The sequence below is a fragment of the Microbacterium sp. NPDC058269 genome (assembly GCF_042881445.1).
In the GTDB taxonomy this organism is placed as follows: domain Bacteria; phylum Actinomycetota; class Actinomycetes; order Actinomycetales; family Microbacteriaceae; genus Microbacterium.
This window is the reverse complement of sequence record NZ_JBHVXT010000003.1, coordinates 359543-384849: the sequence shown is the minus strand read 5'-3', so window position 1 is coordinate 384849 and position 25307 is coordinate 359543. Positions and strand designations below refer to the sequence as shown.

Below are 25307 nucleotides of genomic sequence, written 5' to 3'. Positions count from 1 at the left end.
ACCCGTACCGTGTCCATCAACGACAGGGTGAGCGGGAGCAGGTGGTCTCCGTTTTCGTCGGTGCATGCACCCAGCCCGCGCAGAGGGCCCGTCGCTAGGATCGTGAGTGATGATTCTTCCCTCGACGACTACGCCTCCCCCTGAATCCGTACCGCTACCGGACTGGGTCACAAGCCTGCTCGAATGGCTCGGTGCGGCCGGTATGAAGGTACTCGCCGTCGCGATCATCATCGTGTCGTGTGTGGCCATCGGGCTGGTCCTTCGCGTCGTCATCCGGCGTGTGGTGCACCGGATCGTCGACAGCGCCAAGAACAAGGCCTCGGTCGACGATACGCAGGCACTCGAGCGGTCGCCTCTCGCCGACATGCGGCTGGTGCAGCGCACTCGTACGCTGGGGACGATCCTCCAGAACATCGTCAACGTGATGCTCGTCGTCATCGCGATCGTGCTCATCGTCAATGCGATCGACAACAGTCTGCTCGGCTCTTTGACGCTTCTGACCGCGGCAGTGGGTGCCGGCCTCGGTTTCGGCGCCCAGAACATCGTCAAGGACGTGCTCAACGGCATCTTCATCGTCGCCGAGGACCAGATCGGAATCGGCGACGTGGTCGACCTGGGCCTGGCCAGTGGTGTCGTCGAATACGTCAGCGTGCGCATCACCCAGGTCCGCGACGTCAACGGAACGCTCTGGTACGTGCGAAACGGCGAGGTCACCCGCATCGGGAACATGTCGCAGGGGTGGGCACGCTCCATCATCGACATCGGAGTACCGGCGGATTCCGACCTCGAACAGGTCGAGCACATCATGCTCGAGACCGCACAGGGCCTGTCCAAGGACCCGAAGTGGCGCACCCGCATCATCGAGAAGCCTGAGCTATGGGGCCTCGAGTCCATCGACGGCGACGCGCTCGTCGTACGCATCGTGATCAAGGCACGCGCGAATGCGAAGGACGATGTGGCTCAGGAACTGCGTCGTCGCCTGCGCGCTGCCCTCCTCGAGAAGGAGATCGGCGTGCCCCGCATGATCGACGTCGTCCCGACGGGACTCGACGGTGCACGTCGTGTGCGCGGCGCGAATCCGCCCAGGACTCGGCCGAACGCCGTCACCGGGGTGCCGATCATCCCCGACCGGGGTATCTGGCGCCGCAAGAAGCCGAACGATGACGGGAGCACCCAGAAGTGACGTTCTACGACGAGATCGGCGGGCACGAGACGTTCGCGAAGATCGTCTCGGTGTTCTATCGTGAGGTCGCCCTCGACCCCGTGATGAAGCCGATGTACCCGGAGGAGGACCTCGGTCCCGCGGAGGATCGCCTGCGGATGTTCCTCGAGCAGTACTGGGGCGGTCCCACGACCTACGGAGATACCCGTGGGCACCCTCGGCTCCGTATGCGGCACATGCCGTTCCACATCGATGCGGATGCGCGCGATCGTTGGCTTCGTCACATGCGAACCGCCGTCGACGAGGCGCAGTTGTCTCCCCTGCACGAAACGACGCTGTGGGACTACCTGGAGCGCGCCGCCTATGCCATGGTGAACACACTCGAGCCTTCCGGGATCGGTGCCGGTCCTGGAGGTCGGCCCACACTCGAGACCCGCTCACGTCAGGAATCAACGGAGAACTCATGACGACAAAGCCCCTGTCCGCAGATGTCCTGGTGATCGGATGGGGGTTGGCCGGCCTGGTCGCCGCCGCAGAGGCGCTCGACGCCGGGAGGCGTGTCATCCTGGTGGATCAGGAGCCGCGCACCAATCTCGGCGGCCAAGCCTGGTGGTCATTCGGTGGGCTGTTCTTCATCGACTCCCCCGAACAGCGGCGTCTCGGTATCAAGGACTCCCTCGAGCTCGCCACTCAGGACTGGTTCGGCAACGCCGGATTCGATCGCCCGGAAGACGCGTGGCCCCGTCGTTGGGCGGAGGCGTACCTGCACTTCGCAGCCGGTGAGAAGCGCGCCTGGCTTCGCGAGCGGGGCGTCGGCTTCTTTCCCGTCGTGGGTTGGGCGGAGCGTGGCGGATACGGCGCGATCGGCCCCGGCAACTCCGTCCCCCGCTTCCACATCACCTGGGGTACCGGCCCGGGGATCGTCGCCCCGTTCGCGGCCGCGGTCGAGCAGGGTGAGCGTGAGGGGCGGCTGACCGTCTTGCCCCGTCACCGCATCAGCGAGTTGCTCGTCACGGACGGCACCGTCACCGGTGCGCGCGGAGACATCCTCGAGACGAGTGGGGCGGAACGCGGCGTGCCCTCCTCCCGTGACGTGATCGGCGACTTCGAGATCTCCGCGACTGCGACCATCGTCGCCTCGGGCGGCATCGGGGGCAACCACGATCTCGTGCGCGCCGCCTGGCCCGCACGGCTCGGCACCGCTCCGGAGCACATGCTCACCGGGGTGCCCGCCTACGTCGACGGCTCGATGCACGGTGTCAGCGCGGCCGCGGGCGCGCGACTGATCAACGGCGACCGAATGTGGCACTACGTCGAGGGCATCACGAACTGGGATCCGGTGTGGCCGTCGCACGGCATCCGCATCCTGCCAGGTCCCTCCTCGCTGTGGCTCGACGCCACCGGCACTCGGCTCCCCGTGCCGCTGTTCCCCGGGTTCGACACCCTCGGGACCCTCGAGCACTTGCGCACGACCGGCCACGACCACTCCTGGTTCGTCACGTCGCGCCAGATCGTCGAGAAGGAGTTCGCGCTGTCGGGCAGCGAACAGAACCCCGATCTCACGGGTAAGGACGTCGGTCTGCTTCTGAAGTCCCGCCTCGCCAAGGGGCCCACCGGGCCTGTGCAGTCGTTCCTCGACGAGGGCGAGGACTTCATCGTCGAGAACGATCTCGACTCCCTGCTCGAGCAGATGCAGAAGCACCCCGGCGGAGATCTCCTCGACATCGACAACGTCCGGCGCGAGGTGCTCGCGCGTGACCGCGAGATGGAGAACGGTTTCACGAAGGACGCGCAGATCGGCATGCTGCGATCGATGCGCTCGTACCGCGGCGACAAGCTCATCCGCACCGCCGCGCCGCACCGTCTTCAGGATCCTGGGGCGGGGCCGCTTGTCGCCGTGAAACTGCACGTGCTCACACGCAAGTCTCTCGGCGGCATCAACACCGACCTCGAAGGTCGTGCCCTGAACGCAGCCGGCGAACCGATTCCCGGGCTCTACGCGGCGGGAGAGGCGAGCGGCTTCGGCGGCGGAGGTGTGCACGGCTATCGGGCGCTGGAGGGAACCTTTCTCGGCGGGTGCCTCTTCTCCGGCCGAACGGCGGGGCGCGCGGCGGCGCTCGCGGGCTGAGCCAGGGTCCGAGTGGAAGCCCGAGCACCGGCTCGGGGGCGCGGACTCCAGCTTTCCCGGTGGCATCGTTCGGGTCATCCACCGCACTTGTTCGGGGTATCCCGAACAAGTGCCGTTCGTCATCGAACCGCATGGTCCTTCCTCCCTACGGTGGGCTCGTGCGCACCCTCACCCTCCTCGGAATCGTGTCGGCATTGCTCGTGAGCGGCACGGTTCCCTCCGCCGCCGCGGACTCGGCGACGAGCGCGGAGAACACGGTCGACGCCTACGTCGATGCGTTCGCCACACCCGGGGTCGCTGCGGCCGTGATCTCCCGCGGAGGCGTCGATCTGATCGTCCGGGGTCGAGACGGTGCGGGGCGCGCGATCACGTCGGAAACCCCGTTCCGTATCGCGTCGATGAGTAAGTCGATGACGGCAACCGCGATCATGCTGCTGGTACAGGACGAAGGTCTGGACCTCGACGACCGCGTCATCGACCGGTTGCCCGAGTTCACGATGGTCGACGCGAGGCACGCGGACATCACGATCCGTCAGCTGCTCTCCCACACCTCGGGACTGGGGCTGCAGACCAACGACGAGTTTGCTCTGCCCGCGCCGCGGACCACGCGGGCTGTCGTCGCCGAGCTCAGGGAACGACGACTCGCCGCCGAACCCGGCGCTCGTTTCGAGTACCACAACACCAACTACACGCTCGCCGCCCGCATCGTCGAGGTCGTGTCAGGTCAGTCCCTCGACGACTTCTTGCGGCAGCGTCTCTTCGTCCCGCTCGGCATGCTCGACTCGCGGAGCGTGGATGCGTGCGACCAGGGTACCGATGAGGTTGCTCCCGGCTTCTCTGTGGTGCTCGGGTTCGCGTACGTCATGCCGGAGATGCCGGGGCGGTGCGGTGGCAATGGCGGGGTCGTTTCCACGCTTGCAGACATGGTGAAGTGGCTTCGCTTCAACCAGGGCGACATTGGAGCGTTCCTCCTCAACAGCAATCTGCTGGACGAGCTGCATGCCGTGCAACCGGGTACGGATTCGTATGCTCTCGGGTGGCAGCGCTCTGTACCCGACGACAGCAGCGCATCCGGGGCCGTCTCGCACGGGGGCACGCTGGCCACGTTCACCGGATCGATGGCGTTCGAGCCGGAGACGGGAACAGCGGCCGTCGTCTTGACGAACGGAGTCGGCTCCCCCGGTGAGCTTACGCAGAACCTGATCGATGAGGCGGAGGGCGTGTCAGCGAAGCCCTACGAGAATCCGTTGGACACCGCGAATAGCATTCTGCTCGGTCTCGTTGTGCTCGCTCTGATCCTGCTGCTGGTGACGGCTCTGCGGGCGCCGCGCTGGGCTGTGCGGATACATGCTGCACGTAGACCGCGGCTCTGGCTTCGGATGATCCCTCTGACGCTCGTGATCGTCGCGGGACTCTTCATCCCGCTGACACCGGCGCTGCTCGGAGGCAGCATGAACTGGCAGTACTGGGTGATCGATGTCTGGCTGTTCCCGCTCCTCGATCTCCTCGGCGTCGTCCTCGTGCTGGGCGGGACCAGCGCCCTCGTGAGCAGGATCGTCGCGCTGCGGGTCGTGCCTGCCCGGCTGCGAGGCAGACGACAGGTCGAGTCAGTCGGCAGCGCCCGTCTGTCGCACGCTCGTGAGACCTGAAGCGACCGGTCCGCGCGAGAGGACGTGACCGCGTCGGAAGGCGAGCCGCGTCCATCGACCTGAGCGAGACACGGACACGTGCTCTTCTCCCGAGATGAAGCCCATCGCATCGGCAGCGAAAGCGACACCTCGCGGGAGGCCGCCGAGGTCTTCGTCCGGCTCTCCCCAGATCGCGGCACGCAGCGCGCGCACCGCCTCCTCGCCGGAGCCGGGGCCGGCGCCGCGGGCGACGGCGGAGATCCCCCATTGCGCCCGTTGGGCGATCACAGAGGCGTCCACCGCCGACAGGGGCTCCCACGAACCGCGCGGGGGGGCTACTCCGGCCCAGGCCGGTGAGAGGCCGGTGTCCGGCAGGGTGAGGCGCTGCGGCTCATCGGTCTGGGCGAGCTGATCGACGACGACGTCGCATTCGAGTTCAGGGTCGGCATGCACGATGCGCATCGCCAGGATCGTCGGCGTTTGGTCGAACAGGCCATGCGGGGCGAGCGCAGCAGTCGTGAGGGCGAGCACTCCGCCGGTGGACTGCAGCCGTACGCCCTCGTCGGTGATCCTGGCCGCTCGGCCCACGAACGTCAGAACGTCCTTCGCAGTCTCAGGGTCGGCGAGGAGAAGGTGATGCGGCACGCGTTCTAAACTACCAACGGAGCGGCGCCTCGGGGCGCGGAGAGGAACCCATGAGCGCGGAAGACCACGCCATCCAGACCGTCGAGCGGCTGCTCGAGGTCCTCGATCTCGATTCGACGCAGGCGCGGACCACCGAGGACATCTTCACCGGTTCCTCGCACCCGATGCCGAGCGGACGGATCTATGGCGGGCAGGTTCTCGCCCAGGCGCTCCTCGCCGCCGAACGCACCCTCCCCGAGGACCGGGCCGTGCACTCGATGCACGGCTATTTCCTGCGGCCCGGGGATGCGAGTCAGGGCATCACCATCTCGGTCGATCGCATCCACGATGGGCGCTCGTTCTCCACGCGCCGTGCCCAGGCTTACCAGAACGGTGTGCCCATCTTTTCGATGATCGCCTCCTTCCAGGATGCGGATCCGGGAGTCGAGCATGCCGCGGCGATGCCTGAAGGCATCCCCGCTCCCGAATCGCTCGCACCAGATGAGGATCGGGTTCAGGGACTCCCCGGTGGCACAGCGAGGATGCTGAGTGACCGGGCCGCTGACGTCCGCCATGTGGGCTCGCCGATGTATCTGCCGAGCGATGATGAGCGCGCGCCGCGGCAGGCCGTGTGGATGCGTCTCCGGGCGCCGCTTCCGGACGACCAGCGTCTGCACCGGGCGGCTCTGGCGTACCTCAGCGATATGACGATCCAGGAGTCGATTCTTCGTGCCCACGGGGTCTACTGGGCACTCCCGGGGTTGAAGGTCGCGAGTCTCGATCACGCCATGTGGTGGCATCGTCCGGCACGCGTCGACGAGTGGCTGCTGTACGTGCAGGAGTCGCCTAACGCGCGAGGCGGCCGAGGCCTTGCCACCGGGCGAATCTTCACACGCGAGGGCGCGCTCGTGGCGAGCGTCGCGCAGGAGATCATGATCCGGGTCCCCGACGCTCAGGACTGAGCCGTCCGGCCAGGTCGACGTGCTCAGGTCAGCCCTGCTGAGCTGAGCGCCGTGCTGAGAGGCTCGGCCTCAGCGGTGGCCGTACTCGATCGATTCCCCGACGTACGGCTCCCAGACGTCGCGCATCTCCTGCGTGAGACGCGTGGGTCGTCCGGTCTTCGCATCGACGAGCACGATGATCGCCGTCGACCGCGCGTAGATCTGACGCGGTTCGGCCGCGGGATCGTTGTGCACCTCGTAGCAGACCTCGACGCTGGATCCGCCGAGCTTGCCGAACCACATCTGCACCTCGAGCGGACGTCTCTGGTACGGCACCGGTGCGAGGTACTCGATCTCCTGGCGGGCGATCAGGGTGAGGATCCCCTCCTCGATTCCCGAGTCGAGCACCGCCGTCGAGGGCGCCTCTTCGCCGGGGCCCGCACGCCAGAATGCTCGCACGCGAGCCTCCTCGAGCAGCTTCAGCATCGAGGTGTTGTTGACGTGGTTGAATGCATCCAGATCGCCCCAGCGGAGCTGGATCGGGATGTGCAGGCGGGGCCCCGGCGTCGCGGTCATGAAGGAATCAGTCGCGCGTCAGCTTGCGGTGCGTCGAACGGTGCGGCTTGGCCGCATCGGGGCCGAGGCGCTCGATCTTGTTCTCCTCGTACGCCTCGAAGTTGCCCTCGAACCAGTACCACTGGCCGGGCTTCTCATCGGTGCCCTCGTACGCGAGGATGTGCGTGGCGATGCGGTCGAGGAACCATCGGTCGTGGGTGATGACCACAGCGCAACCGGGGAACTCGAGCAGAGCGTTCTCAAGCGAGCTGAGGGTCTCGACGTCGAGGTCGTTTGTGGGCTCGTCGAGGAGGAGCAGGTTACCGCCCTCTTTGAGCGTCAGCGCGAGGTTCAGGCGGTTGCGCTCTCCACCGGAGAGGACCCCGGCCTTCTTCTGCTGGTCCGGGCCCTTGAAGCCGAACTTCGAGACGTAGGCCCGGGAGGGGATCTCAGTCTTGCCGACGGTGATGTAGTCGAGTCCGTCGGAGACGACCTCCCACAGCGTCTTGTTCGGGTCGATGTTCGAGCGCGACTGGTCGACGTAGCTGATCTTGACGGTCTCACCGATCTTCAAGTCTCCCCCGTCGAGCGGCTCGAGACCGACGATCGTCTTGAACAGGGTGGTCTTTCCCACACCGTTCGGTCCGATCACTCCGACGATGCCGTTCGGCGGCAGGTTGAAGCTGAGGCCATCGATCAGCACACGGCCGTCGAAGCCCTTCTGCAGCTTCTTCGCATCGATGACAATGCCACCCAGGCGCGGGCCTGCAGGAATCTGGATTTCATCGAAGTCCAGCTTCCTGGTCCGCTCCGCCTCCGAGGCCATCTCCTCGTAACGGGCGAGACGAGCCTTCGACTTCGTCTGGCGGCCCTTGGCGCTGGAACGGACCCACTCCAGCTCTTCCTTGAGGCGCTTGGCCAGCTTGGCGTCCTTCTTGCCTTGGACCTCGAGGCGCTCGCCCTTCTTCTCAAGGTACGTCGAGTAGTTGCCCTCATAGCCGATGAGGCGACCGCGGTCGACTTCGGCGATCCACTCGGCGACGTGGTCGAGGAAGTACCGGTCGTGGGTGATCGCGATCACGGCACCCTTGTAGGCCTGGAGGTGCTGCTCGAGCCAGAGCACGCTCTCGGCGTCGAGGTGGTTGGTGGGCTCGTCGAGGAGGAGAAGGTCGGGCTTCTGCAGGAGCAGCTTCGCGAGCGCGACGCGACGCTTCTCACCGCCGGAGAGCGGGGCGATCGCGGCGTCAGCAGGGGGCGTGCGCAGCGCGTCCATGGCCTGATCGAGCTGCGAGTCGAGGTCCCAACCGTCCGCTGCATCGATTTCTTCCTGCAGCGTGCCCATCTCGGCGAGCAGGGCGTCGAAGTCGGCGTCGGGCTCGGCCATCAGCAGCGAGATCTCGTTGAAACGGTCGACCTTCGGCTTGATCGCGATGCCGTCCTGGATGTTCTCGATCACGGTCTTCGACTCGTCGAGCTCCGGCTCTTGCATCAGGATGCCGACCGTGTACCCCGGGGAGAGCTTCGCCTCACCGTTCGACGGGGTGTCGAGGCCCGCCATGATCTTGAGGATGGTCGACTTGCCCGCGCCGTTCGGACCGACCATGCCGATCTTGGCCCCGGGGAGGAACGCCATGGTCACGTCGTCGAGGATGAGCTTCTCGCCCACTGCCTTGCGCGCACGAACCATCGAGTAGATGTACTCAGCCACCGAAAACCGCTCCTTCTGTTGGCGTCGAAGATCGACACTCCAGCCTACCGGCCCCCTGGCGTGTCACCAGTCGATCGGACGTGTGGTGCCGACGAGGCAGCGCCCCTCGGCGAGTTGCGGCAGGACCGCGGTGACGACCTGCCCGGTGGAGGGGCCGACCTGGCCGACCAGGCATTCGTCGTTCCCCCAGCGCACCGAGAACTGCAGGCTCTCGGCCGGGTTGCCGACCGTGGTCTGGTCCTGGGTGACCTGCATCGACTCTCGATCGAACCCCGCAGCGATCAGAGCATCGATGTAGGCACGGCCCGACCCGCGCTGGTCCGTCGCCCAGATGCCCTCGGCGGTCGCTGTGAACACCGGAAGGTTGTCATCAGCGGTGCCATCAGGAACGAGCACGGGAGCGGACGGCGCCGTCGAGTCCGCATCAGGTGAGGCGGAGACGGACGCAGAGGGTGACGGCGCGGGGGCCGGCGTGCAGCCCGAGAGCAGGAGGGCGACGGCGGCGGTGGCCGCGAGGGCCCCGGCGGCACGCGCCGGCGAGAAGACCGATCGACGAAGCACGAGCCGAGTCTACGTCGCCTTTTCCTTGTGGTCCGCGAACGGCCGACGCCGTGCCCCGTCGATCTCCGATGACGGCGCGTCAGCTCTTCGCCGTCATCTCCGCGATCGGATCCCCCCACGAGGGTTCGAATGCGGGCGAGCCCTCCTCCGGTTCGAGGGCACCGACCCCGACATCCGCGACCGGGGAGTCCGACGAGTCGGAGGCGCTGGGCGATGCCTCCGTGGATCCTGACTGCGGACGCGACTGCGGACGATAGGCGGTGGTCCCCCACCGCAGGTCATGTCCGATCGCATCCGCTTCGATGTCGACGCTGGTGCCGTGTTTGCCGTTGCTCTCCCAGGGGCGGATCTTCAGGCGCCCGGTCACGATCACGCTGTCGCCTGTGCGCAGTGACGCCTTCGCGTTTTCACCGAGCTGACGGAAGGCCGCTACGGAGAACCAGTTGGTGCCCGAATCCGTCCAGGTCTGGGTCACGGCGTCGAAGCGCCTGTGTGTGCTGGCGAGGCGGAAATTGGTGACCGGCACGCCGCCGCCGGTCTGCGTCTGCGTCGGGTCGGTGGCGACTCTTCCTACAACGGTCAATGTGTCGATCATGTGCTCGTCCTCTCGATCACCGGATGTCTGCCGGGTCGCTCAAGCCTGCCCAGTAACGGAGAGGCCGACTCCACGGGAACACGCGACATGTGGATGGTCGCCGACAAGTCTCACCTGTGGAGAGAAAGTCCCGATGAGCGGCCGGGGAAGGCGCGAGATCGAATGTCGGAGGTCGGTCATATCTTCGAATCACGAAAGGAGCACCGATGTCTGAACACCTGATCACCGAACTGCCCGGCGTCCCCTTCGCGACGCCGCGACTCTCTTCTGCGCGAGAGCACCTCGTCCGTGCAGCTGACCACCTCTGGCGAGTCCAGGACCAACGAGAACACGTCCTCGGTCATCTGCGCATCGTCGCCGATCCGCTCGGGCTCCGGTATCGGGCGGAACGCCTGCACCTCGCAACGGGTGCCTTCCGCGTCTTGGGCGAGTTCTGGCGCGTGGATGACGCGATCGCCGCGCTCCGCAATTCCTGACGCCGCCGTCGCCGTCGCCGGGGAAGGCTGCCATCGACGCTCGAGAGGTCGGCATCTGATCGAGAGCCGAACTCACATCCGACGACTCCCATCGAACTCAGGGCTCGTGAGGTGCCCCCGGCAGGATTCGAACCTGCGACCAAGAGATTAGAAGGCTCCTGCTCTATCCCCTGAGCTACGGAGGCGCACAGATCTAGAGTATCGCGGTCGCGTCGATGATTCATGAAGGGCGCTCCGGCAGGCGATGTCGGGCCCGTCGATAGGATGGCGGCATGGTATCTGCGTCCGAGAATGATCGTCTCGTATGGATCGACTGCGAGATGACGGGCCTCGACCTGGCGGTCGACGAACTCGTCGAGATCGCCGTCGTCGTCACCGACTTCGAGCTCAACCCCATCGATCCGGGCTTCCAGGTGGTGATTCGCCCCGGTGAAGCAGCACTCGAGCACATGAACGACTTCGTCACGAAGATGCACGAGACATCTGGACTGATCGAGGAGATCCCTGGAGGTGTCTCGCTGGAGGAGGCCGAGTCTCAGACTCTGGCCTACATCAAGCGCTTCGTGCCGCTGGAGCGCAAGGCGCCTCTGGCGGGCAACACGATCGGGACGGACCGGATGTTCCTGGCGAAGTACATGCCGCAGGTGGATCAGTGGCTTCACTATCGAAATGTCGACGTCTCCAGCATCAAGGAACTCTCGCGCCGCTGGTACCCGCGGGTGTTCTTCCAGGCCCCCGCCAAAGACGGGGGCCATCGCGCCCTCGCCGATATCCTCGAGTCGATCAGAGAGCTCCGGTACTACCGCGAGGCGGTGTTCGTCGAGGAGCCAGGGCCGTCCAGCGACGAGGCACGCGAGATCGCTTCGCGCACGGTGTCCGTGTTCACTCCGAACATGTAATAGACTCGTATGGTTGCCCGCTCCGGTGGGCACATGGTGGGTATAGCTCAGCTGGTAGAGCGCTGGCTTGTGGTGCCGGATGTCGCGGGTTCGAGTCCCGTTACTCACCCTCCTGAAGAAGGCCCGAATCGCAAGGTTCGGGCCTTCTTCGCGTCTGCCTGCGATCGGCACCCCTCCCCCGGACCTCTAGACTGACGAGGTGTCGCTCGCGGTCTGGTTCTCGTTGCTGACCGCGTCCATCGTGATCAGCTTCACGCCCGGGGCCGGCGCGATCAACACGATGTCGAACGCCATGAATCAGGGCTGGCGACGCTCGATCTGGGGCATCATCGGTCAGCAGATCGCGTTGATCGTCCACGTGGCCGTCGTGGCCGCCGGAGTCGGGCTCCTGGTGTCACGCTCCGAGGTCCTCTTCAACGGCATCCGCTATGCCGGATCGGCCTATCTGGTGTTCCTCGGGATCCGCCTCATCCTCGCCAAGCCCGCGGTGACGGTCGTCGACGCTCCTGTTCCGGTCGACGCTCGCGAGAGCCCGTGGTCGATGATCCGCCGGGGCTTCTGGGTCAACCTCCTGAACCCGAAGGCGATCGTGTTCTTCCTGGCGTTCATCCCCCAGTTCGTCCGGCTGGATGAGCCGCCGATCCCCCAGTACCTCACGCTCGTGGCCACCGTGATCGTCGTCGACGTGATCGTGATGTGGGGGTTCTTCGCGGCGGCCGCGCGCCCGTTCCGTCGTCTCACTCGGACCGCACGCGGACAACGGATCCTCAACACGGTCTTCGGTTCCCTGTTCATCGTCGTGGCCGCGGTTCTCGTTCTCCTCCACTGACCTTCCGTCGCCCCTAGGCTGGAGGGAATGGATATGGATGCCGCCGCCTTCGAGGAACTCGTGATCGACGAGCTCGATCAACTCCCCGACGACATGGTCGAAGGGTTGGAGAACGTCGTGTTCGTCGTGGAGGACCGGCCGGAAGATGGCAGCCTCGATCTGCTCGGGCTCTACGACGGGTTGGCTCTGACCGACCGGACGCAGTACGGGATGGGCGAACTTCCCGACCGCATCGTCGTCTATCGCGAGCCGCACCTGGCTCAGTGCGAGACGGAAGAGGAGCTCCGCGACGAGGTCCACACCACTCTGGTCCATGAGATCGCGCACTTCTACGGAATCGACGACGAGCAGTTGCACGAGATGGGCTGGGCATGACGATCCCTGCAGCGGTCCCGCACCTCGACGAGGCGATCGAACTGAGTGCCGCTCCTCTGGAGCCTTGGCAGGTCGTCGTCTGGAATGATCCTGTCAACCTCATGAGCTACGTGGTCCGCGTCTTCCGCACATACTTCGGGTACTCCCTCGATCACGCGACAGCACTGATGCTCGCGGTCCACCACGACGGGCATGCCATCGTGGCCACGGGTCCGCGCGAGACCATGGAGGTACATGCGCAGGCGATGCACGACTTCGGGCTCTGGGCCACCGTCAGGAAGGCCTCGCAGTGACCGCGAACAGCGTCATCGTCTCGATCACGGGCATCGAGGAACTTCACCTGGCGAAGCTCGTGGACGACTTTCTCGAGCTCATCGGCACGTCTCGTGGCATCGGAGATCCCGCCGTCGACCGACTGACGCCGAACCCCTACCCGCATGACCCGGACTCCGCCGCCGACTTCGCCGAGAGCACCCGAGACGACCTCCTCGACCGCAGACTGAGCGATGCGCGTCGGATGCGGGTCTCGCTCCTGGTGGTCACCGATAGCGAGGAAGAACTTCGGGAATCAGAGGCCCTCGAGACCCGAGATCTGGTCATCCCGACGGACGAACTCGACGCCTGGCTCCGCACGCTGACAGCCATCCGCCTCGTGATCGCGAATCGACTGGGGATCACATCTGACGAGCAGACCGGAACAGATGGCCGTCACGACGTGTATGAGTGGCTCGGTTACCGCCTGGAACTGCTCATCCAAGCAGCCGACGAAGCCGACGCCGGCACTTAGTCCTAAGGAACCTCGACGATTCGAGTGGCGAGGGAGCGCGGATCGTCCCGTTCGACATGGCGGCGTTCCTGCGCAGCCCAACGATCCCAGTGCGGGCGATAGGTATCACCATCGCGCGCCAGAGCACGCGCCTTCCGCGATGTCTCCGCGGACTCCACCCAGACGCTGACGTCAGCGAGGGCCGCGGTCGAGGGGCGGAGGATTCCGCTGCCCTCGACGATCACACCGAGCGCCGGGTCGACGGCATGACTCTCGGCTTCGGCATGGGCGTCCCAGTCCCAGCGCCGCCAGGTGCCGAGGTAACCGCGGCCGTGCGGTCGGAGAACCCATTCCAGCGCGCGCTCGACGCCGTCATCGAGCCCGTCCCAGCCCGGGTACAGGGAGTCCAAGGCGATCAGCTGCACGTGACCGACCACGGGCCAGCGACGCACGAGTAACGCGGCGAGAGACGACTTGCCAGCGCCGCTGCCGCCGTCGATGAGCACGACGGGATTGGCGGCGGCGACGGCACGAACATCCCGCTCGATCAGTGTCGCGGCCCGCTCCAGTGCGGCCGAGACCGCATCGTCACTTCTTGAGGGCACGGATGATGCGAGTGAGTGCCCGTCCGGCGACCCAGACGAAGGGCACGGCGACCACGAGCAGCGTGACGATGTTCGGCTCGAACCGAAGACCCTCTTCGCGACGCACATACACGCCGACCGGTACGGAGACGCCCCCGCCGCCACCGCCCTCGGCACCGTCACCGCTGCCACCGCCGAAGCCCGAGTAGGTGAACGCCACCGGTGTGATGCTCACACCGTCGACGTCCTGCGGCTCTCCGTACGCGCTCTTCACGCCGAAGGACGCTGCTTGCTTTCCGAGTTCCAGTGCAATGTTCGGCATACCCCCACGCTAGTCGAGGAAACACGCCGACGTGGGATCAATCGAGACCGTGGGCTTTCGGATGCTGCACAGCGCCTCGACCGTCTCCGCGGCCGATATGCCGAGCGCGGCTGATGGTTGCCGTACCGAACCGGGCGACCGCCTCATCGACCGCACCCTCGACCTTGCGCCAGTCCTCGTCGTCGTCCCAGAGGGCGAGGCCACTGCCACCGGCCGGACGAAGATTCTCGGCTCGCACACCGACCAGCCGCACCGGATCTCGACGTTCGATCTGCTCGAACAACGTTTGCGCGGCCTCTCCGATCCGCTGACCCACCGCTGTGGGCTCGCTCAACGTCTGGGACCTGCTCAGCGTGCGGAAGTCATCGAATCGGATCTTGATCGCGACGGTCGACGTCTCCCAATCGGCGCGGCGAAGCCGGGCGGCGACCCGATCCGCGAGCCGGAGAAGCTCGGCGCGGAGAAAGGGCCGGTCGAGGATGTCGGTGTCGAAGGTTTCCTCATGACCGATGCTCTTCTCCACGCGCTCCGTGTCGACGGCGCGCCCATCCTGCCCCATCGCGAGCTGAGTGAGCCTCGCGCCCAGCGCGGGGCCCACGGCGCGTTCGAGCATTTCGCGCGGAGCGTCACGCACATCCCGCACGGTTCGGATGCCGCGCGCCTCCAGCGCCTCTGCAGCCTTCGGGCCGACGCCCCACATGGCTCGGACCGGTCTCGGCGCGAGGAAGTCGAGCGTGTCTTTGCCCGCGACGACGAGCATCCCGTCTGGCTTGGAGATCGTCGAGGCCATCTTCGCGACATGCTTGGTGGCGGCGACGCCCACGCTGCACGTGATCCCGACCTCGTCGAGGACGCGTTCCCGGACGAGCTCGGCGATACGTGCCGGGCTCCCCCAGAGACGTCGCACACCCTGCACATCGAGGAACGCCTCATCGACCGAGAGAGGCTCGACGAGGGGTGTGAACGACTCGAAGATCGCCATCACCTGTCGGGAGACCTCCTGGTACCGGTGGAAGTGCGGGAGCACGATGCGTGCGGATGGGCACAGCCGGAGCGCCTGCGAGACCGGCATCGCCGCGCGAACGCCATAGCGACGGGCCTCATACGACGCGCTGGAAACGACCGAGCGGCCGTCCGGTGCCCCGATGATCAGCGGCAGACCACGGAGAGAGGGGTCATCGAGAACCTCGACGGCCGCGTAGAACGCGTCCATGTCGACGTGCAGGATGCGCGTGCCGGTGTCGTCGGCATCGGCGGCGGACACGATCCGCCCTCTGCCGTCACCGTGTCCCATACGACCATTCTCCCCCGGGCCTCGGACATGAGACCCGGGGTCGCACGCTACTGGGCAGCGCGCTCGAGAATGAGCTCACGGACGCGGGCGGCGTCAGCCTGACCCTTCATCGCCTTCATGACGGCACCGATCACGGCTCCGGCGGCCTGCACCTTGCCGTCCTTGATCTTCGCCATCACGTCGGGCTGCGCCGCGAGTGCCTCGTCGATTGCGGCGATGAGGGCGCCGTCGTCCGAGACGACCGCGAGCCCGCGAGCATCCACGACCTCCTGGGGGCTGCCCTCACCGGCGATGACGCCTTCGAGCACCTGACGAGCGAGCTTGTCGGTGAGCGTTCCCGCGTCGACGAGTCTCTGCAATGCGGCGACGTTCTCCGGCGTGATCAGCTCCGTGGCGTCCTTCTCCTGCGCATTCGCAAGGCGGGAGATCTCACCGGTCCACCACTTGCGTGCCGTGGCCGGGGTCGCGCCGGCGGCGATCGTCGCCTCCACGACCTCGAGCAGACCGCCGTTGCGAACGTCCTGGAACTCCAGGTCGGTGAAACCCCACTCCTTCATGAGACGGCGACGGCGGGCGACCGGCTGCTCGGGAAGGGCCGCGCGCAGCTCTTCGATCAGCTCGGCGGCAGGCTCCACGGGCAGCAGATCGGGCTCGGGGAAGTAGCGGTAGTCGTCGGCGTCGGACTTGGGACGGCCGGGCGAGGTCGTGCCCGTGTCCTCATGCCAGTGCCGTGTCTCTTGCGTGATGGTGCCGCCGTCGGCGAGGATCTGCGCCTGGCGCTGGATCTCGTACTTCACCGCACGCTCGACCGAGCGCATCGAGTTGACGTTCTTCGTCTCCGTTCGGGTGCCGAGCGTGTCCGTGCCCCGTCGACGCAGAGAGACGTTCGCGTCGCAGCGTAGGTTGCCGCGCTCCAGACGTGCTTCGGAGATGCCGAGACCCCGGACGATGTCGCGGATCGCTTGGACATACGCCTTGGCGACCTCCGGCGCGCGGTGCTCGGTGCCGTAGATGATGTTCGTGACGATCTCGACCAGCGGCACTCCCGCGCGGTTGTAGTCGACCAGCGAGTACTCGGCCCCCTGGATGCGTCCGGTCGCTCCACCCATGTGGGTCAGCTTGCCGGCGTCTTCCTCCATGTGGGCGCGCTCGATCGGGATCGTGATGAGCGTCCCGTCCTCGAGCTCGACCTCGACGGACCCTTCGTACGCGATCGGTTCGTCGTACTGCGAGATCTGGTAGTTCTTACCCAGGTCAGGATAGAAATAGTTCTTCCGCGCGAACCGGCTCGACTCCGCGATCGAGCAGCCGAGCGCGAGGCCCAGGCTGATCGACGAACGGATGGCGGTCTCGTTCACGACAGGCAGCGACCCCGGGAGGCCGAGATCCACCGGAGCGATGAGCGTGTTCGGCTCTGCGGCGTGGAACGCTTCGTTCGCCGGGTTCGGAGCGTCGGAGAACATCTTCGTGTTCGTGTTGAGCTCGACGTGCACCTCGAATCCGAGGACCGGCTCGAACAGCTCGAGCGCCTTGTCGAAGTCCATGAGCTTGGCGGTGGCCATCAGCGCTTCCCTTCTGCGAGCTGCGGAGCACGGGTGAGCAGCGGCGCACCCCACGAGTCGACCAGCAGCGTCTCGAGAGCGGCACCGACCTTGTAGAGACGAGCATCTTCACGAGCCGGAGCGATGAACTGGATACCGACGGGAAGACCGTCGTCATCGGCCAGACCGCTGGGGATGGAGATGCCGGGAACGCCGGCGAGGTTCACCGGAATCGTGGTGATGTCGTTGAGGTACATCTGCAGCGGGTCGTCGATCTTCTCGCCGAGCTTGAACGCCGTGGTGGGCGCCGACGGCGTCGCGATGACATCGACCTCGGCGAAGGCCTTCGCGAAGTCCTGCTGGATGAGCGTGCGCACCTTCTGCGCGCTGCCGTAGTACGCGTCGTAGTAACCGGCCGACAGCGCGTAGGTGCCGAGGATGATGCGGCGCTTGACCTCGTCACCGAAGCCGGCGTCGCGCGTCGCGGACATGACGTCCTCGACGGTGGGGTTGCCATCTGGCGTCACCCGCAGGCCGAAACGCACGGAGTCGAACTTCGCGAGGTTGCTCGATGCCTCCGCGGGGAGGATCAGGTAGTACGCGGCGACGCCGTACTCGAAGTGCGGGGCGCCGATCTCGACGAGCTCCGCGCCCTGGGCCTCCATGAGCGCGAGAGCGCTGCGGAAGGAAGCGGCGACACCGGGCTGGAAGCCGCTGTCCGGCAGTTCGCGGATGACGCCGACCTTGAGACCCTTGAGCACGTCTCCGCGCGCGCCCTCTCGAGCCGCCTCCGCGAACGAAGGCCATGCATCCCGCAGCGACGTCGAGTCCTTCGGGTCATGACCGCCGATCGCATCGTGCAGCAGGCCGGAGTCGAGCACGGTCCGCGAGACCGGACCGACCTGGTCGAGGCTGGAGGCGAGCGCGATCGCACCGTAGCGGCTCACGCCGCCGTACGTCGGCTTGACGCCGACCGTGCCGGTCACGTGGGCGGGCTGACGGATCGAGCCGCCGGTGTCCGAGCCGAGCGCGAGCGGCGCTTCGAAGGCGGCGACCGCTGCGGCCGACCCCCCACCGGAGCCGCCGGGGATGCGGTCAAGGTCCCAGGGGTTGTGCGTGGGGCCGTATGCCGAGTGCTCGGTAGAAGACCCCATGGCGAATTCGTCCATGTTCGTCTTGCCGAGCGGGATGAGTCCCGCAGCGCGCGAGCGTGCGACGACGGTCGCATCGTAAGGCGAGCGGTATCCCTCGAGGATGCGCGAACCGCTGGTCGTCGGCTGGTCGGTCGTGACGAGCACGTCCTTGATCGCGAGCGGCACGCCTGCGAGCGGTCCGAGGGCCTCGCCGGCAGCGCGACGGGCGTCGATGGCCGCTGCGGCCTCGAGCGCTCCCTCGTTGACGTGAAGGAAGGCGTGGACGTCGCCGTCGACAGCGGCGATGCGATCGAGGTGCGCCTGCGTCGCCTCGACGCTCGACACCTCACGAGAAGCGAGCTTCGCGGCGAGATCCGCCGCGTCCAGCCGGATGATGTCGCTCACTGCTCTTCTCCCAGGATCGCGGTGACGCGGAAGCGGCCGTCGGCGGCATCCGGGGCGTTCTGAAGCACCTGCTCGTGCGTGAGCGTCTCGCCGACCACGTCGGGTCGGAAGACGTTGCTCAGCGGAATCGGGTGGCTCGTCGCGACGACGTCGGAGGTCGCCACCTCCGACACCTTGGCGATGTTGTCGACGATCGCGTCGAGCTGGCCCGTGAGCCGCGACACCTCGTCGTCGTTCAGCTGGATGCGTGCGAGCACACCGAGGTGGCGCACGAGTTCAGGGGTGATTTCAGACACTCCCCCAGTCTAGTTGGCGCACTCCCCCATCCCATGCCCGACGAGCGGCTCGACATATGCTGGGCGGGTGAGCACGTTCCAGCCTCCTCGCCCGTGGATCGCCAGCTATGCCGCAGGCGTCCCGGCAGACCTCTCTCCCGTCGAGGGATCGCTCGTCGACATCGTGGCCGCTTCGGCTCGCGACTACCCCGACGCCCCCGCCCTCCAGTTCTTCGGTCGCGAGACGACTTACGCGGAGCTCCAGGAGGCGATCGACCGTGCGGCCACGGGGCTGCGGGATCTCGGCGTCCGCGCCGGTGATCCGGTGGCCATCGTGCTGCCGAACTGTCCGCAGCACATCGTGGCGTTCTACGCGGTGCTCCGTCTCGGCGCCGTCGTGGTCGAGCACAACCCGCTCTACACCCCGCGCGAGCTGCGCAAGCAGTTCGAAGACCACGGCGCGAAGCACGCGATCGTGTGGAACAAGGTCGTCGCCACCGTGCAGGAATTCCCCGCGGATCTGGCCGTCACGAACCTCATCTCGGTCGACGTGACTCGCGCCATGCCGTTCGTCACCCGTTTCGCCCTACGTCTCCCCGTGGCCAAGGCCCGTGAATCCCGCGCGGCGCTCACCGAGAAGGTGCGGGGCACGGTCGTCTGGGACTCGCTTCTCGCTTCGGCTCCACTGCCGGCCTCTCACCCGAAGCCCGGAACCGACGACCTCGCGATCATCCAGTACACCTCGGGAACGACCGGAACCCCGAAGGGCGCGGCCCTCGCCCACCACAACCTGCTGGCCAATGCCGCGCAGTCGCAGGCCTGGGTGCCCTCGATCCGACGCGGCAACGGGTGTGTCGTGTACGCGGTCCTGCCGATGTTCCACGCCTACGGCCTCACGCTCTGCCTGACGTTCGCGATGTCGATGGGAGCACGACTCGTGCTCTTCCCCAAGTTCGACCCTGATCTCGTGCTCGAGGTCGTCAAGAAGCACCCCGCCACGTTCCTGCCGCTGGTGCCGCCGATCGCGGACCGCCTCCTCGCCGCGGCGAAGGCGAAGGGAGTGTCGCTCGACGGTATCGAGGTCGCCATCTCCGGCGCCATGGCCCTGCCGCACGAGCTGGTCGTCCCGTTCGAGGAGGCCACCCACGGGTATCTCGTCGAGGGCTACGGCCTGAGCGAGTGCTCCCCCGTCCTCATGGCGAACCCGGTGGCGGACAACCGGGTGCCCGGAACTGTGGGGCTCCCTCTGCCCGGGACCGAATGCCGCGTGGTGGATCCGGAGAACCCCAGTGAAGACGTGCCGGCGGGTTCAGCCGGAGAGCTCGTCGTCCGCGGCCCGCAGGTGTTCTCCGGCTACTACGGCAAGCCCGAGGAGACCGAGGCTGTCTTCGTCGACGGCTGGTACCGCACCGGCGACATCGTCACGATCGACGACGCCGGCTTCGTGCGGATCGTCGATCGCATCAAGGAGCTCATCATCACCGGCGGCTTCAATGTGGCGCCGACCGAGGTCGAGAATGCTCTGCGCCAACACCCGCAGGTCGCGGATGCCGCGGTCGTCGGTCTGCCGAGCGAGCACTCGGGCGAAGAGGTCGTCGCGGCGATCGTCGTCGATCCCGGAGCGGATGTCGACGTCGAGGCCATTCGTGAATTCGCCCGCAGCATCCTCACTCCGTACAAGGTTCCGCGTCGCATCTTCGTGGTCGATGAGCTGCCGAAGTCCCTGATCGGAAAGGTGCTCCGACGCGAGGTGAAGGAGAGATTGGTCGCCCTGAACACCGGTGCCTGAGGACGCCCTCACAGGCGCCGAGCGTCGCAGCGCGCTACCCTTGGGAAGTGACCCCTGAAGATGCAGTACTGACCGACGCCCCCGAGGACTCCCCCGCGACCCCCGGATTCGAGGAGCTCGGCATCACCGGGCCCGTTCTCAAGGCCATCAAGGACCTCGGCTATGAGACCCCGTCGCCCATCCAGGCGGCCACCATTCCCACCCTTCTCGCCGGCCGTGACGTCGTCGGCATGGCGCAGACCGGTACCGGTAAGACCGCGGCCTTTGCGCTCCCCGTGCTCGAGCGCCTCGACGTCTCGCAGAAGACCCCGCAGGCGCTCGTGCTCGCGCCCACCCGTGAACTCGCGCTCCAGGTCTGCGAGGCCTTCGAGTCGTACGCCTCGAAGATGAAGGGCGTGCACGTCCTCCCCGTATACGGCGGACAGGGCTACGGCGTGCAACTGTCGGCTCTGCGCCGCGGCGTCCACGTCATCGTCGGCACGCCCGGCCGCATCATGGACCACCTCGCCAAAGGCACCCTCGACCTGTCGCAGCTGCAGTACCTGGTGCTCGACGAGGCCGACGAGATGCTGAAGATGGGCTTCGCGGAAGACGTGGAGCAGATCCTCGCGCAGACGCCGGAGGAGAAGCAGGTCGCTCTGTTCTCCGCGACGATGCCGCCGCAGATCCGCCGCCTCGCCCAGAAGTACCTGCGCGAGCCCGAAGAGATCAGCATCAAGTCGAAGACCGCTACCGGAACGAACATCACGCAGCGCTACCTCGTGGTCTCGTATGCGCAGAAGGTCGACGCGCTCACGCGCATCCTCGAGGTCGAGAACTTCGACGGGATGATCGTCTTCGTCCGGACCAAGAACGAGACCGAGACCCTGGCAGAGAAGCTACGCGCTCGCGGCTACTCCGCCGCGGCCATCAACGGCGACGTGCCTCAGGTGCAGCGCGAGCGCAGCGTCAACCAGCTCAAGGACGGCAAGCTCGACATCCTGGTCGCGACCGATGTGGCCGCGCGCGGACTCGACGTCGAACGCATCAGCCACGTCGTCAACTTCGACATCCCGACCGACACCGAGTCCTATGTGCATCGCATCGGCCGCACTGGTCGTGCGGGACGTTCGGGCGACGCGATCAGCTTCATCACTCCGCGTGAACGCTACCTCCTGAAGCACATCGAGAAGGCGACGCGGCAGCAGCCGGCCCAGATGCAGCTGCCCAGCACAGAGGACGTGAACACGACGCGTCTGAACCGCTTCGACGACGCGATCACCACCGCGCTCTCGGAAACGGGCCGCATCGAGGCGTTCCGTGACATCGTCGCGCACTACGTCCGCCACCACGACGTCCCGGAGGGCGATGTGGCCGCGGCCCTCGCCGTCGTGGCGCAGGGCGACAAGCCACTGCTCCTCGACCCGGCCAATGATCCCCTCACCAAGGCGGTCGAGGCAGACAACCGTCCGCCTCGCGAGCGCACGGGACGCGACGCACGGGAACCGCGTACCGAACGCCGCGGTCGCGGTGACTACACCGCTTACCGCATCGAGGTCGGCCGCCGTCACCGCGTCGAGCCCCGCCAGATCGTCGGTGCTCTCGCCAACGAGGGCGGACTGGGACGCGACGACTTCGGCGCGATCAACATCCGTCCCGATTTCTCCACGGTCGAGCTGCCGTCGAACCTGGATCCGTCAGTCCTCGAGAAGCTGCGCGACACGCGCATCTCGGGCCGTCTGATCGAGATCAAGCCCGACCGCGGCCCCGGCGCACGACGCGCCGGTGGTCCGCGTGAGAGCCGCGATGCCGATGGCCGTGGTGACCGCTTCGAACGACGGGACCGCGACGATCGGCCCGCACGCGATAGCCGCGACGAGAAGCCGTTCCGCAAGCCGCGTCACAAGAGCTGATCTCACTCGCGCGCGGAACGGATCATCTCGTTCCGCGCGCGAGCTGCACCGCGACGTCGATCAGCGGTTCCGGGTGAGCCAGAAGCGCTCGCTGCTCGGGGTGCGCGATGAGATGGGCGATCAGCCGATGCGCGCCGGTCACCGTGGGCGCCCAGTAGCCCCCGACGTGGTGTCGGCTCAGGGGCAGGATGCGTGGCTCTCCGGCGACGGTCATCGTCACGGAGCCGTCGTCAGGATCGACTCCGGGGTCGGTCAGCATCGCGGCGGTCAGAGCACCGAGCAGGAGCGTGCCGACGAGACCGGGCAGACGGAACCTCGTCGTCGGGACGTCCATCACGATCGCTTCGACGTCGGCCCAGCTCACGATTCCGCGGTTCTCGACGCCCTCCCGGATGATCACGGCGTCAGGCGTCAGCCGCAGATGATTCCGACCGGGGTCTCCGACAGCGAGCGCCTCTGGAACGACGATCAGCGGTCCGTAGCGGTTCACGCTCCTTCGCCTGCGGGCGTGAGCTTGCCGGGTCCCTCCGTCACCAGGATGTGGAACTGTGCCGCATCGAGGATCCGCAGGCCGAGCTCCTCCGCCTTCGCGAGTTTGGATCCCGCACCGGGGCCGGCTGCGACGAAGTCCGTCTTCTTCGAGACGCTCGACGCCGCCTTGCCGCCGGCCTTGATGATGGCCTCTTGCGCACCGTCTCGCGTGTAGCCGTCGAGGGACCCGGTCGCAACGACCGTCAGCCCGTCGAGAACACCTCCGGCGGCGACGGCGGCGCCTGGGCCGGGATGCCCTGGCGTCGCCCACTGCACGCCCGCGTCCGCCCACTGCTGCACGATCTCCTGGTGCCAGTCCACCTCGAACCAGGCGAGCAGGGAGTCGGCGATGATGCCGCCCACACCCTCCACCGCAGCCAGCTCGTCACGCGAGGCCGCGCGGATCGCATCGAGCGACCCGAACCACTGCGCGAGCGCCCTGGCGGCGACCGGTCCTACGTGGCGGATGTTCAGGGAGACCAGGAGCCTCCACAGGTCTTTGGTCCTCGCCTTCTCGAGTTCCGCGAGCAGGGTGAGAGCCTGGGACGAGGGCTGTGGGCCTTCGAGGCCGGACTTCTTCTCGGCCGCCGAGGGATTGCGTCGGAAGGGTGCGCGGGTCTTCACGATCCCGTCTTCGTCTTCCTTGGGCAATCCCGTCTCGGCATCGCGCACGAACAGCTCGATGGGAACGAGCTGTTCGAGCGTGAGGGCGAAGAGTCCTGCCTCGGTTTCGAGCGGGGGCACCGCAGGAGACGTCGGCTGCGTCAGCGCGGCCGCGGTGACCTCGCCGAGTGCTTCGACGTCGAGGGCGCCGCGGGAGCCGATGTGCTCGACGCGGCCGCGCACCTGTGCTGGACACGAACGCGCGTTCGGACACCGCAGATCGATGTCGCCCTCCTTCATCGCCCGCAGGGGTGTGCCGCACTCCGGACATTCGACGGGCATCACGAACTCCCGTTCCGTGCCGTCGCGCTTCTCGACGACCGGGCCGAGCACCTCGGGGATGACATCACCGGCTTTGCGCAGCACGACCGTGTCACCGATCAGCACGCCCTTCGCCTTGACGACGTCCTTGTTGTGCAACGTCGCCTGGCGGACCACGGAGCCGGCGACGTGCGCGGGGGCCATGACGGCGAAGGGGGTCGCGCGACCGGTGCGACCGACCGACACCACGATGTCGAGCAGCTTGGTCTGCACCTCTTCGGGCGGGTACTTGTAGGCGATCGCCCAGCGCGGGGCGCGGCTCGTCGCACCGAGCTCGTCATGCAGCTCGAGCTCGTCGACCTTGACCACGATGCCGTCGAGTTCGTGCTCGATGTCGTGACGGTGCTCACCGAAGTACTCGACGAACGACACGACCTCGTCGATGGTGCGACACACCTTCGTGTGCGGGCTCGTGGGCAGGCCCCACTCCGCGAGCAGGTCGTACACCTCGCTCTGCGCCGCGACGGGAGGGTTCGTCCAGGCTCCGATGCCGTGCACGTACAACGCGAGCGACTCGATACGCAGCAGGCCCGCTTCGAGTTCGAGACCGTTCTTCTTGTCGATCTGTTGGCGGAGGCCGCCGCTCGCCGCGTTCCGGGGGTTGGCGAATGCCGGGAATCGGCGGGCGGCCGCCGTACGGGCCTTCTCCTCGTCGAAAGGCTTCTTCGCTCCCCCGCGCGATTCCCATCGCTCCAGCGCATCGGCGTAAGCGCGGTCGCGGAAGCCGGCCTGCGCTGCGTTGAGTCGCTCGAAGGCCGCGACGGGGATGAAGACCTCGCCGCGCACCTCGACGATGGGAGGATGACCCTCTCCGCTCAGTCGGTACGGGATATCGGCGAGCCGCAGCGCGTTCTCCGTGACGATCTCACCGACGCGTCCGTCTCCTCTGGTGGCCGCGGAGGTCAGCACGCCGTTCTCGTATCGGAGGTTGATCGCCAGCCCGTCGATCTTCAGCTCAGTGAGCCACGCGACCTCGCGGCCGGCCGCTGCCTTCGTCTTCGCCGCCCACTCCTTCAGCTCGTCGATGGAGAAGACGTTGTCGAGGCTGAGCATCCGCTCGGCGTGCTCGATGGTCGCGAGCCCGGTCGCCTCGGCTGCTCCGACCATCTGCGTGGGCGAGTCCTGACCCTGCAGCTCGGGGTGCAGGCGTTCGAGCTCTTCGAGCCGGCGCATCCATCCGTCGTAGGTGAAGTCGTCGACGACGGAGGTGTCGCGGCCGTAGTAGGCCTCTTTCGCGTCGAGGATGCGAGTGGTCAGCTCCTCGGCTTCGGTTCGGGCGTCTTCCAGCGAGATGTTCTCCGGCACCCCGC

Annotated in this window: 26 protein-coding genes and 2 tRNA genes; 14 read left to right on the top strand and 14 right to left on the bottom strand. The window is 66.8% G+C overall.

The window, feature by feature from the left end:
* The first annotated feature begins 109 nt into the window (after positions 1 to 109).
* The 4 genes from ACFVWL_RS15440 (at position 110) to ACFVWL_RS15425 (ending at position 4939) form a co-directional block, all read left to right on the top strand.
* Positions 110 to 1183: a mechanosensitive ion channel family protein gene (locus ACFVWL_RS15440; protein ID WP_387185322.1), complete on the top strand. Its 1074-nt coding sequence runs from the start codon at positions 110 to 112 to the stop codon at positions 1181 to 1183.
* Entirely contained in the window at positions 1180 to 1629 is a 450-nt protein-coding gene (locus ACFVWL_RS15435) for a globin (protein ID WP_387184527.1), read from the top strand. Before ACFVWL_RS15440 ends, ACFVWL_RS15435 begins: the two co-directional genes overlap by 4 nt.
* Positions 1626 to 3290 (top strand): FAD-binding dehydrogenase, encoded by a 1665-nt coding sequence (locus ACFVWL_RS15430; RefSeq protein WP_387184525.1) that lies wholly within the window; start codon positions 1626 to 1628, stop codon positions 3288 to 3290. Before ACFVWL_RS15435 ends, ACFVWL_RS15430 begins: the two co-directional genes overlap by 4 nt.
* Positions 3291 to 3448: 158 nt before the next feature.
* Positions 3449 to 4939 carry a serine hydrolase domain-containing protein gene (locus ACFVWL_RS15425; protein WP_387184522.1) on the top strand — a complete coding sequence of 497 codons (1491 nt, stop codon included), beginning with the start codon at positions 3449 to 3451 and terminating at the stop codon, positions 4937 to 4939.
* Here the strand turns inward: ACFVWL_RS15425 and ACFVWL_RS15420 are convergent.
* Positions 4898 to 5563, bottom strand: coding sequence for a hypothetical protein (locus ACFVWL_RS15420; protein ID WP_387184520.1), 666 nt, complete (start codon positions 5561 to 5563; stop codon positions 4898 to 4900). The two genes, ACFVWL_RS15425 and ACFVWL_RS15420, sit on opposite strands and share 42 nt — an antisense overlap.
* 50 nt (positions 5564 to 5613) lie before the next feature.
* Between ACFVWL_RS15420 and ACFVWL_RS15415 the strand changes: the two genes are divergently transcribed.
* The gene (locus ACFVWL_RS15415; protein WP_387184517.1) at positions 5614 to 6504 is read left to right on the top strand and encodes an acyl-CoA thioesterase; all 891 of its coding nucleotides are present in this window, start codon (positions 5614 to 5616) and stop codon (positions 6502 to 6504) included.
* Between the two features lie 69 nt (positions 6505 to 6573).
* Here ACFVWL_RS15415 and ACFVWL_RS15410 read toward each other — a convergent pair whose 3' ends face one another.
* The 4 genes from ACFVWL_RS15410 to ACFVWL_RS15395 all read right to left on the bottom strand — a co-directional run bounded on the left by ACFVWL_RS15410 (position 6574) and on the right by ACFVWL_RS15395 (position 9902).
* Positions 6574 to 7059, bottom strand: coding sequence for an acyl-CoA thioesterase (locus ACFVWL_RS15410; RefSeq protein ID WP_387184514.1), 486 nt, complete (start codon positions 7057 to 7059; stop codon positions 6574 to 6576).
* A 7-nt stretch (positions 7060 to 7066) separates the two neighbouring features.
* Entirely contained in the window at positions 7067 to 8746 is a 1680-nt protein-coding gene (gene ettA, locus ACFVWL_RS15405) for an energy-dependent translational throttle protein EttA (protein ID WP_387184511.1), read from the bottom strand.
* A 63-nt stretch (positions 8747 to 8809) separates the two neighbouring features.
* Complete coding sequence (locus tag ACFVWL_RS15400; RefSeq protein WP_387184510.1) at positions 8810 to 9307, bottom strand: DUF6993 domain-containing protein; 498 nt, start codon at positions 9305 to 9307, stop codon at positions 8810 to 8812.
* Positions 9308 to 9386: 79 nt separating this feature from the next.
* Entirely contained in the window at positions 9387 to 9902 is a 516-nt protein-coding gene (locus ACFVWL_RS15395; RefSeq protein ID WP_387184508.1) for a single-stranded DNA-binding protein, read from the bottom strand.
* 206 nt (positions 9903 to 10108) lie between these two features.
* Here ACFVWL_RS15395 and ACFVWL_RS15390 point away from each other — a divergent pair, with 206 nt between their 5' ends.
* Positions 10109 to 10378, top strand: coding sequence for a hypothetical protein (locus ACFVWL_RS15390; protein WP_387184506.1), 270 nt, complete (start codon positions 10109 to 10111; stop codon positions 10376 to 10378).
* Between the two features lie 112 nt (positions 10379 to 10490).
* Here the strand turns inward: ACFVWL_RS15390 and ACFVWL_RS15385 are convergent.
* A tRNA-Arg gene (locus ACFVWL_RS15385) sits at positions 10491 to 10563 on the bottom strand.
* 87 nt (positions 10564 to 10650) lie between these two features.
* Here ACFVWL_RS15385 and orn point away from each other — a divergent pair.
* The 6 genes from orn (at position 10651) to ACFVWL_RS15355 (ending at position 13268) form a co-directional block, all read left to right on the top strand.
* Positions 10651 to 11277, top strand: a complete 627-nt coding sequence (orn, locus tag ACFVWL_RS15380; RefSeq protein ID WP_387184504.1) for an oligoribonuclease — start codon at positions 10651 to 10653, stop codon at positions 11275 to 11277.
* Between the two features lie 36 nt (positions 11278 to 11313).
* A tRNA-His gene (locus ACFVWL_RS15375) sits at positions 11314 to 11386 on the top strand.
* Positions 11387 to 11476: 90 nt separating this feature from the next.
* Entirely contained in the window at positions 11477 to 12106 is a 630-nt protein-coding gene (locus ACFVWL_RS15370; RefSeq protein WP_387184502.1) for a LysE family transporter, read from the top strand.
* Between the two features lie 27 nt (positions 12107 to 12133).
* Complete coding sequence (locus ACFVWL_RS15365) at positions 12134 to 12481, top strand: metallopeptidase family protein (RefSeq protein ID WP_387184500.1); 348 nt, start codon at positions 12134 to 12136, stop codon at positions 12479 to 12481.
* On the top strand, positions 12478 to 12774 hold the full coding sequence (gene clpS, locus ACFVWL_RS15360; protein ID WP_387184498.1) for an ATP-dependent Clp protease adapter ClpS: 297 nt from the start codon (positions 12478 to 12480) through the stop codon (positions 12772 to 12774). The genes ACFVWL_RS15365 and clpS overlap by 4 nt, the downstream gene beginning before the upstream one ends.
* Entirely contained in the window at positions 12771 to 13268 is a 498-nt protein-coding gene (locus tag ACFVWL_RS15355; RefSeq protein WP_387184495.1) for a DUF2017 family protein, read from the top strand. Before clpS ends, ACFVWL_RS15355 begins: the two co-directional genes overlap by 4 nt.
* A gap of 2 nt (positions 13269 to 13270) precedes the next feature.
* Here the strand turns inward: ACFVWL_RS15355 and ACFVWL_RS15350 are convergent, their stop codons facing one another.
* The 6 genes from ACFVWL_RS15350 to gatC are packed head-to-tail and all read right to left on the bottom strand — an operon-like array spanning position 13271 to position 18822.
* On the bottom strand, positions 13271 to 13852 hold the full coding sequence (locus tag ACFVWL_RS15350; RefSeq protein ID WP_387184492.1) for a hypothetical protein: 582 nt from the start codon (positions 13850 to 13852) through the stop codon (positions 13271 to 13273).
* A complete protein-coding gene (locus ACFVWL_RS15345; protein WP_031206169.1) occupies positions 13836 to 14153 on the bottom strand; it encodes a hypothetical protein in 318 nt (105 codons plus the stop codon). Before ACFVWL_RS15345 ends, ACFVWL_RS15350 begins: the two co-directional genes overlap by 17 nt.
* Before the next feature lie 37 nt (positions 14154 to 14190).
* Complete coding sequence (gene dinB / locus ACFVWL_RS15340) at positions 14191 to 15447, bottom strand: DNA polymerase IV (protein ID WP_387184489.1); 1257 nt, start codon at positions 15445 to 15447, stop codon at positions 14191 to 14193.
* A gap of 47 nt (positions 15448 to 15494) precedes the next feature.
* Positions 15495 to 17009 carry an Asp-tRNA(Asn)/Glu-tRNA(Gln) amidotransferase subunit GatB gene (gene gatB, locus ACFVWL_RS15335; RefSeq protein ID WP_387184487.1) on the bottom strand — a complete coding sequence of 505 codons (1515 nt, stop codon included), beginning with the start codon at positions 17007 to 17009 and terminating at the stop codon, positions 15495 to 15497.
* On the bottom strand, positions 17009 to 18526 hold the full coding sequence (gatA, locus tag ACFVWL_RS15330) for an Asp-tRNA(Asn)/Glu-tRNA(Gln) amidotransferase subunit GatA (protein WP_387184485.1): 1518 nt from the start codon (positions 18524 to 18526) through the stop codon (positions 17009 to 17011). Before gatA ends, gatB begins: the two co-directional genes overlap by 1 nt.
* A complete protein-coding gene (gene gatC, locus ACFVWL_RS15325) occupies positions 18523 to 18822 on the bottom strand; it encodes an Asp-tRNA(Asn)/Glu-tRNA(Gln) amidotransferase subunit GatC (RefSeq protein ID WP_387184483.1) in 300 nt (99 codons plus the stop codon). The genes gatA and gatC overlap by 4 nt, the downstream gene beginning before the upstream one ends.
* A gap of 67 nt (positions 18823 to 18889) precedes the next feature.
* Here gatC and ACFVWL_RS15320 point away from each other — a divergent pair, with 67 nt between their 5' ends.
* Entirely contained in the window at positions 18890 to 20590 is a 1701-nt protein-coding gene (locus ACFVWL_RS15320) for a long-chain-fatty-acid--CoA ligase (protein WP_387184480.1), read from the top strand.
* A 47-nt stretch (positions 20591 to 20637) separates the two neighbouring features.
* Positions 20638 to 22482 carry a DEAD/DEAH box helicase gene (locus tag ACFVWL_RS15315; protein ID WP_387184478.1) on the top strand — a complete coding sequence of 615 codons (1845 nt, stop codon included), beginning with the start codon at positions 20638 to 20640 and terminating at the stop codon, positions 22480 to 22482.
* 22 nt (positions 22483 to 22504) lie between these two features.
* On the opposite strand, the gene ACFVWL_RS15310 is transcribed toward ACFVWL_RS15315, so the two are convergent.
* On the bottom strand, positions 22505 to 22972 hold the full coding sequence (locus tag ACFVWL_RS15310) for a hypothetical protein (RefSeq protein WP_387184475.1): 468 nt from the start codon (positions 22970 to 22972) through the stop codon (positions 22505 to 22507).
* Positions 22969 to 25302: an NAD-dependent DNA ligase LigA gene (ligA, locus tag ACFVWL_RS15305; protein WP_387184473.1), complete on the bottom strand. Its 2334-nt coding sequence runs from the start codon at positions 25300 to 25302 to the stop codon at positions 22969 to 22971. The genes ACFVWL_RS15310 and ligA overlap by 4 nt, the downstream gene beginning before the upstream one ends.
* Positions 25303 to 25307 lie beyond the last annotated feature (5 nt).

Coding starts and splice junctions, on each gene's coding strand:
- ACFVWL_RS15440 (WP_387185322.1), top strand. CDS start 110: ATGATTCTTCCCTCGACGACTACGCCTCCCCCTGAATCCGTACCGCTA.
- ACFVWL_RS15430 (WP_387184525.1), top strand. CDS start 1,626: ATGACGACAAAGCCCCTGTCCGCAGATGTCCTGGTGATCGGATGGGGG.
- ACFVWL_RS15415 (WP_387184517.1), top strand. CDS start 5,614: ATGAGCGCGGAAGACCACGCCATCCAGACCGTCGAGCGGCTGCTCGAG.
- ACFVWL_RS15410 (WP_387184514.1), bottom strand. CDS start 7,059: ATGACCGCGACGCCGGGGCCCCGCCTGCACATCCCGATCCAGCTCCGC.
- ACFVWL_RS15395 (WP_387184508.1), bottom strand. CDS start 9,902: ATGATCGACACATTGACCGTTGTAGGAAGAGTCGCCACCGACCCGACG.
- ACFVWL_RS15390 (WP_387184506.1), top strand. CDS start 10,109: ATGTCTGAACACCTGATCACCGAACTGCCCGGCGTCCCCTTCGCGACG.
- orn (WP_387184504.1), top strand. CDS start 10,651: ATGGTATCTGCGTCCGAGAATGATCGTCTCGTATGGATCGACTGCGAG.
- ACFVWL_RS15365 (WP_387184500.1), top strand. CDS start 12,134: ATGGATATGGATGCCGCCGCCTTCGAGGAACTCGTGATCGACGAGCTC.
- clpS (WP_387184498.1), top strand. CDS start 12,478: ATGACGATCCCTGCAGCGGTCCCGCACCTCGACGAGGCGATCGAACTG.
- ACFVWL_RS15345 (WP_031206169.1), bottom strand. CDS start 14,153: ATGCCGAACATTGCACTGGAACTCGGAAAGCAAGCAGCGTCCTTCGGC.
- dinB (WP_387184489.1), bottom strand. CDS start 15,447: ATGGGACACGGTGACGGCAGAGGGCGGATCGTGTCCGCCGCCGATGCC.
- gatB (WP_387184487.1), bottom strand. CDS start 17,009: ATGGCCACCGCCAAGCTCATGGACTTCGACAAGGCGCTCGAGCTGTTC.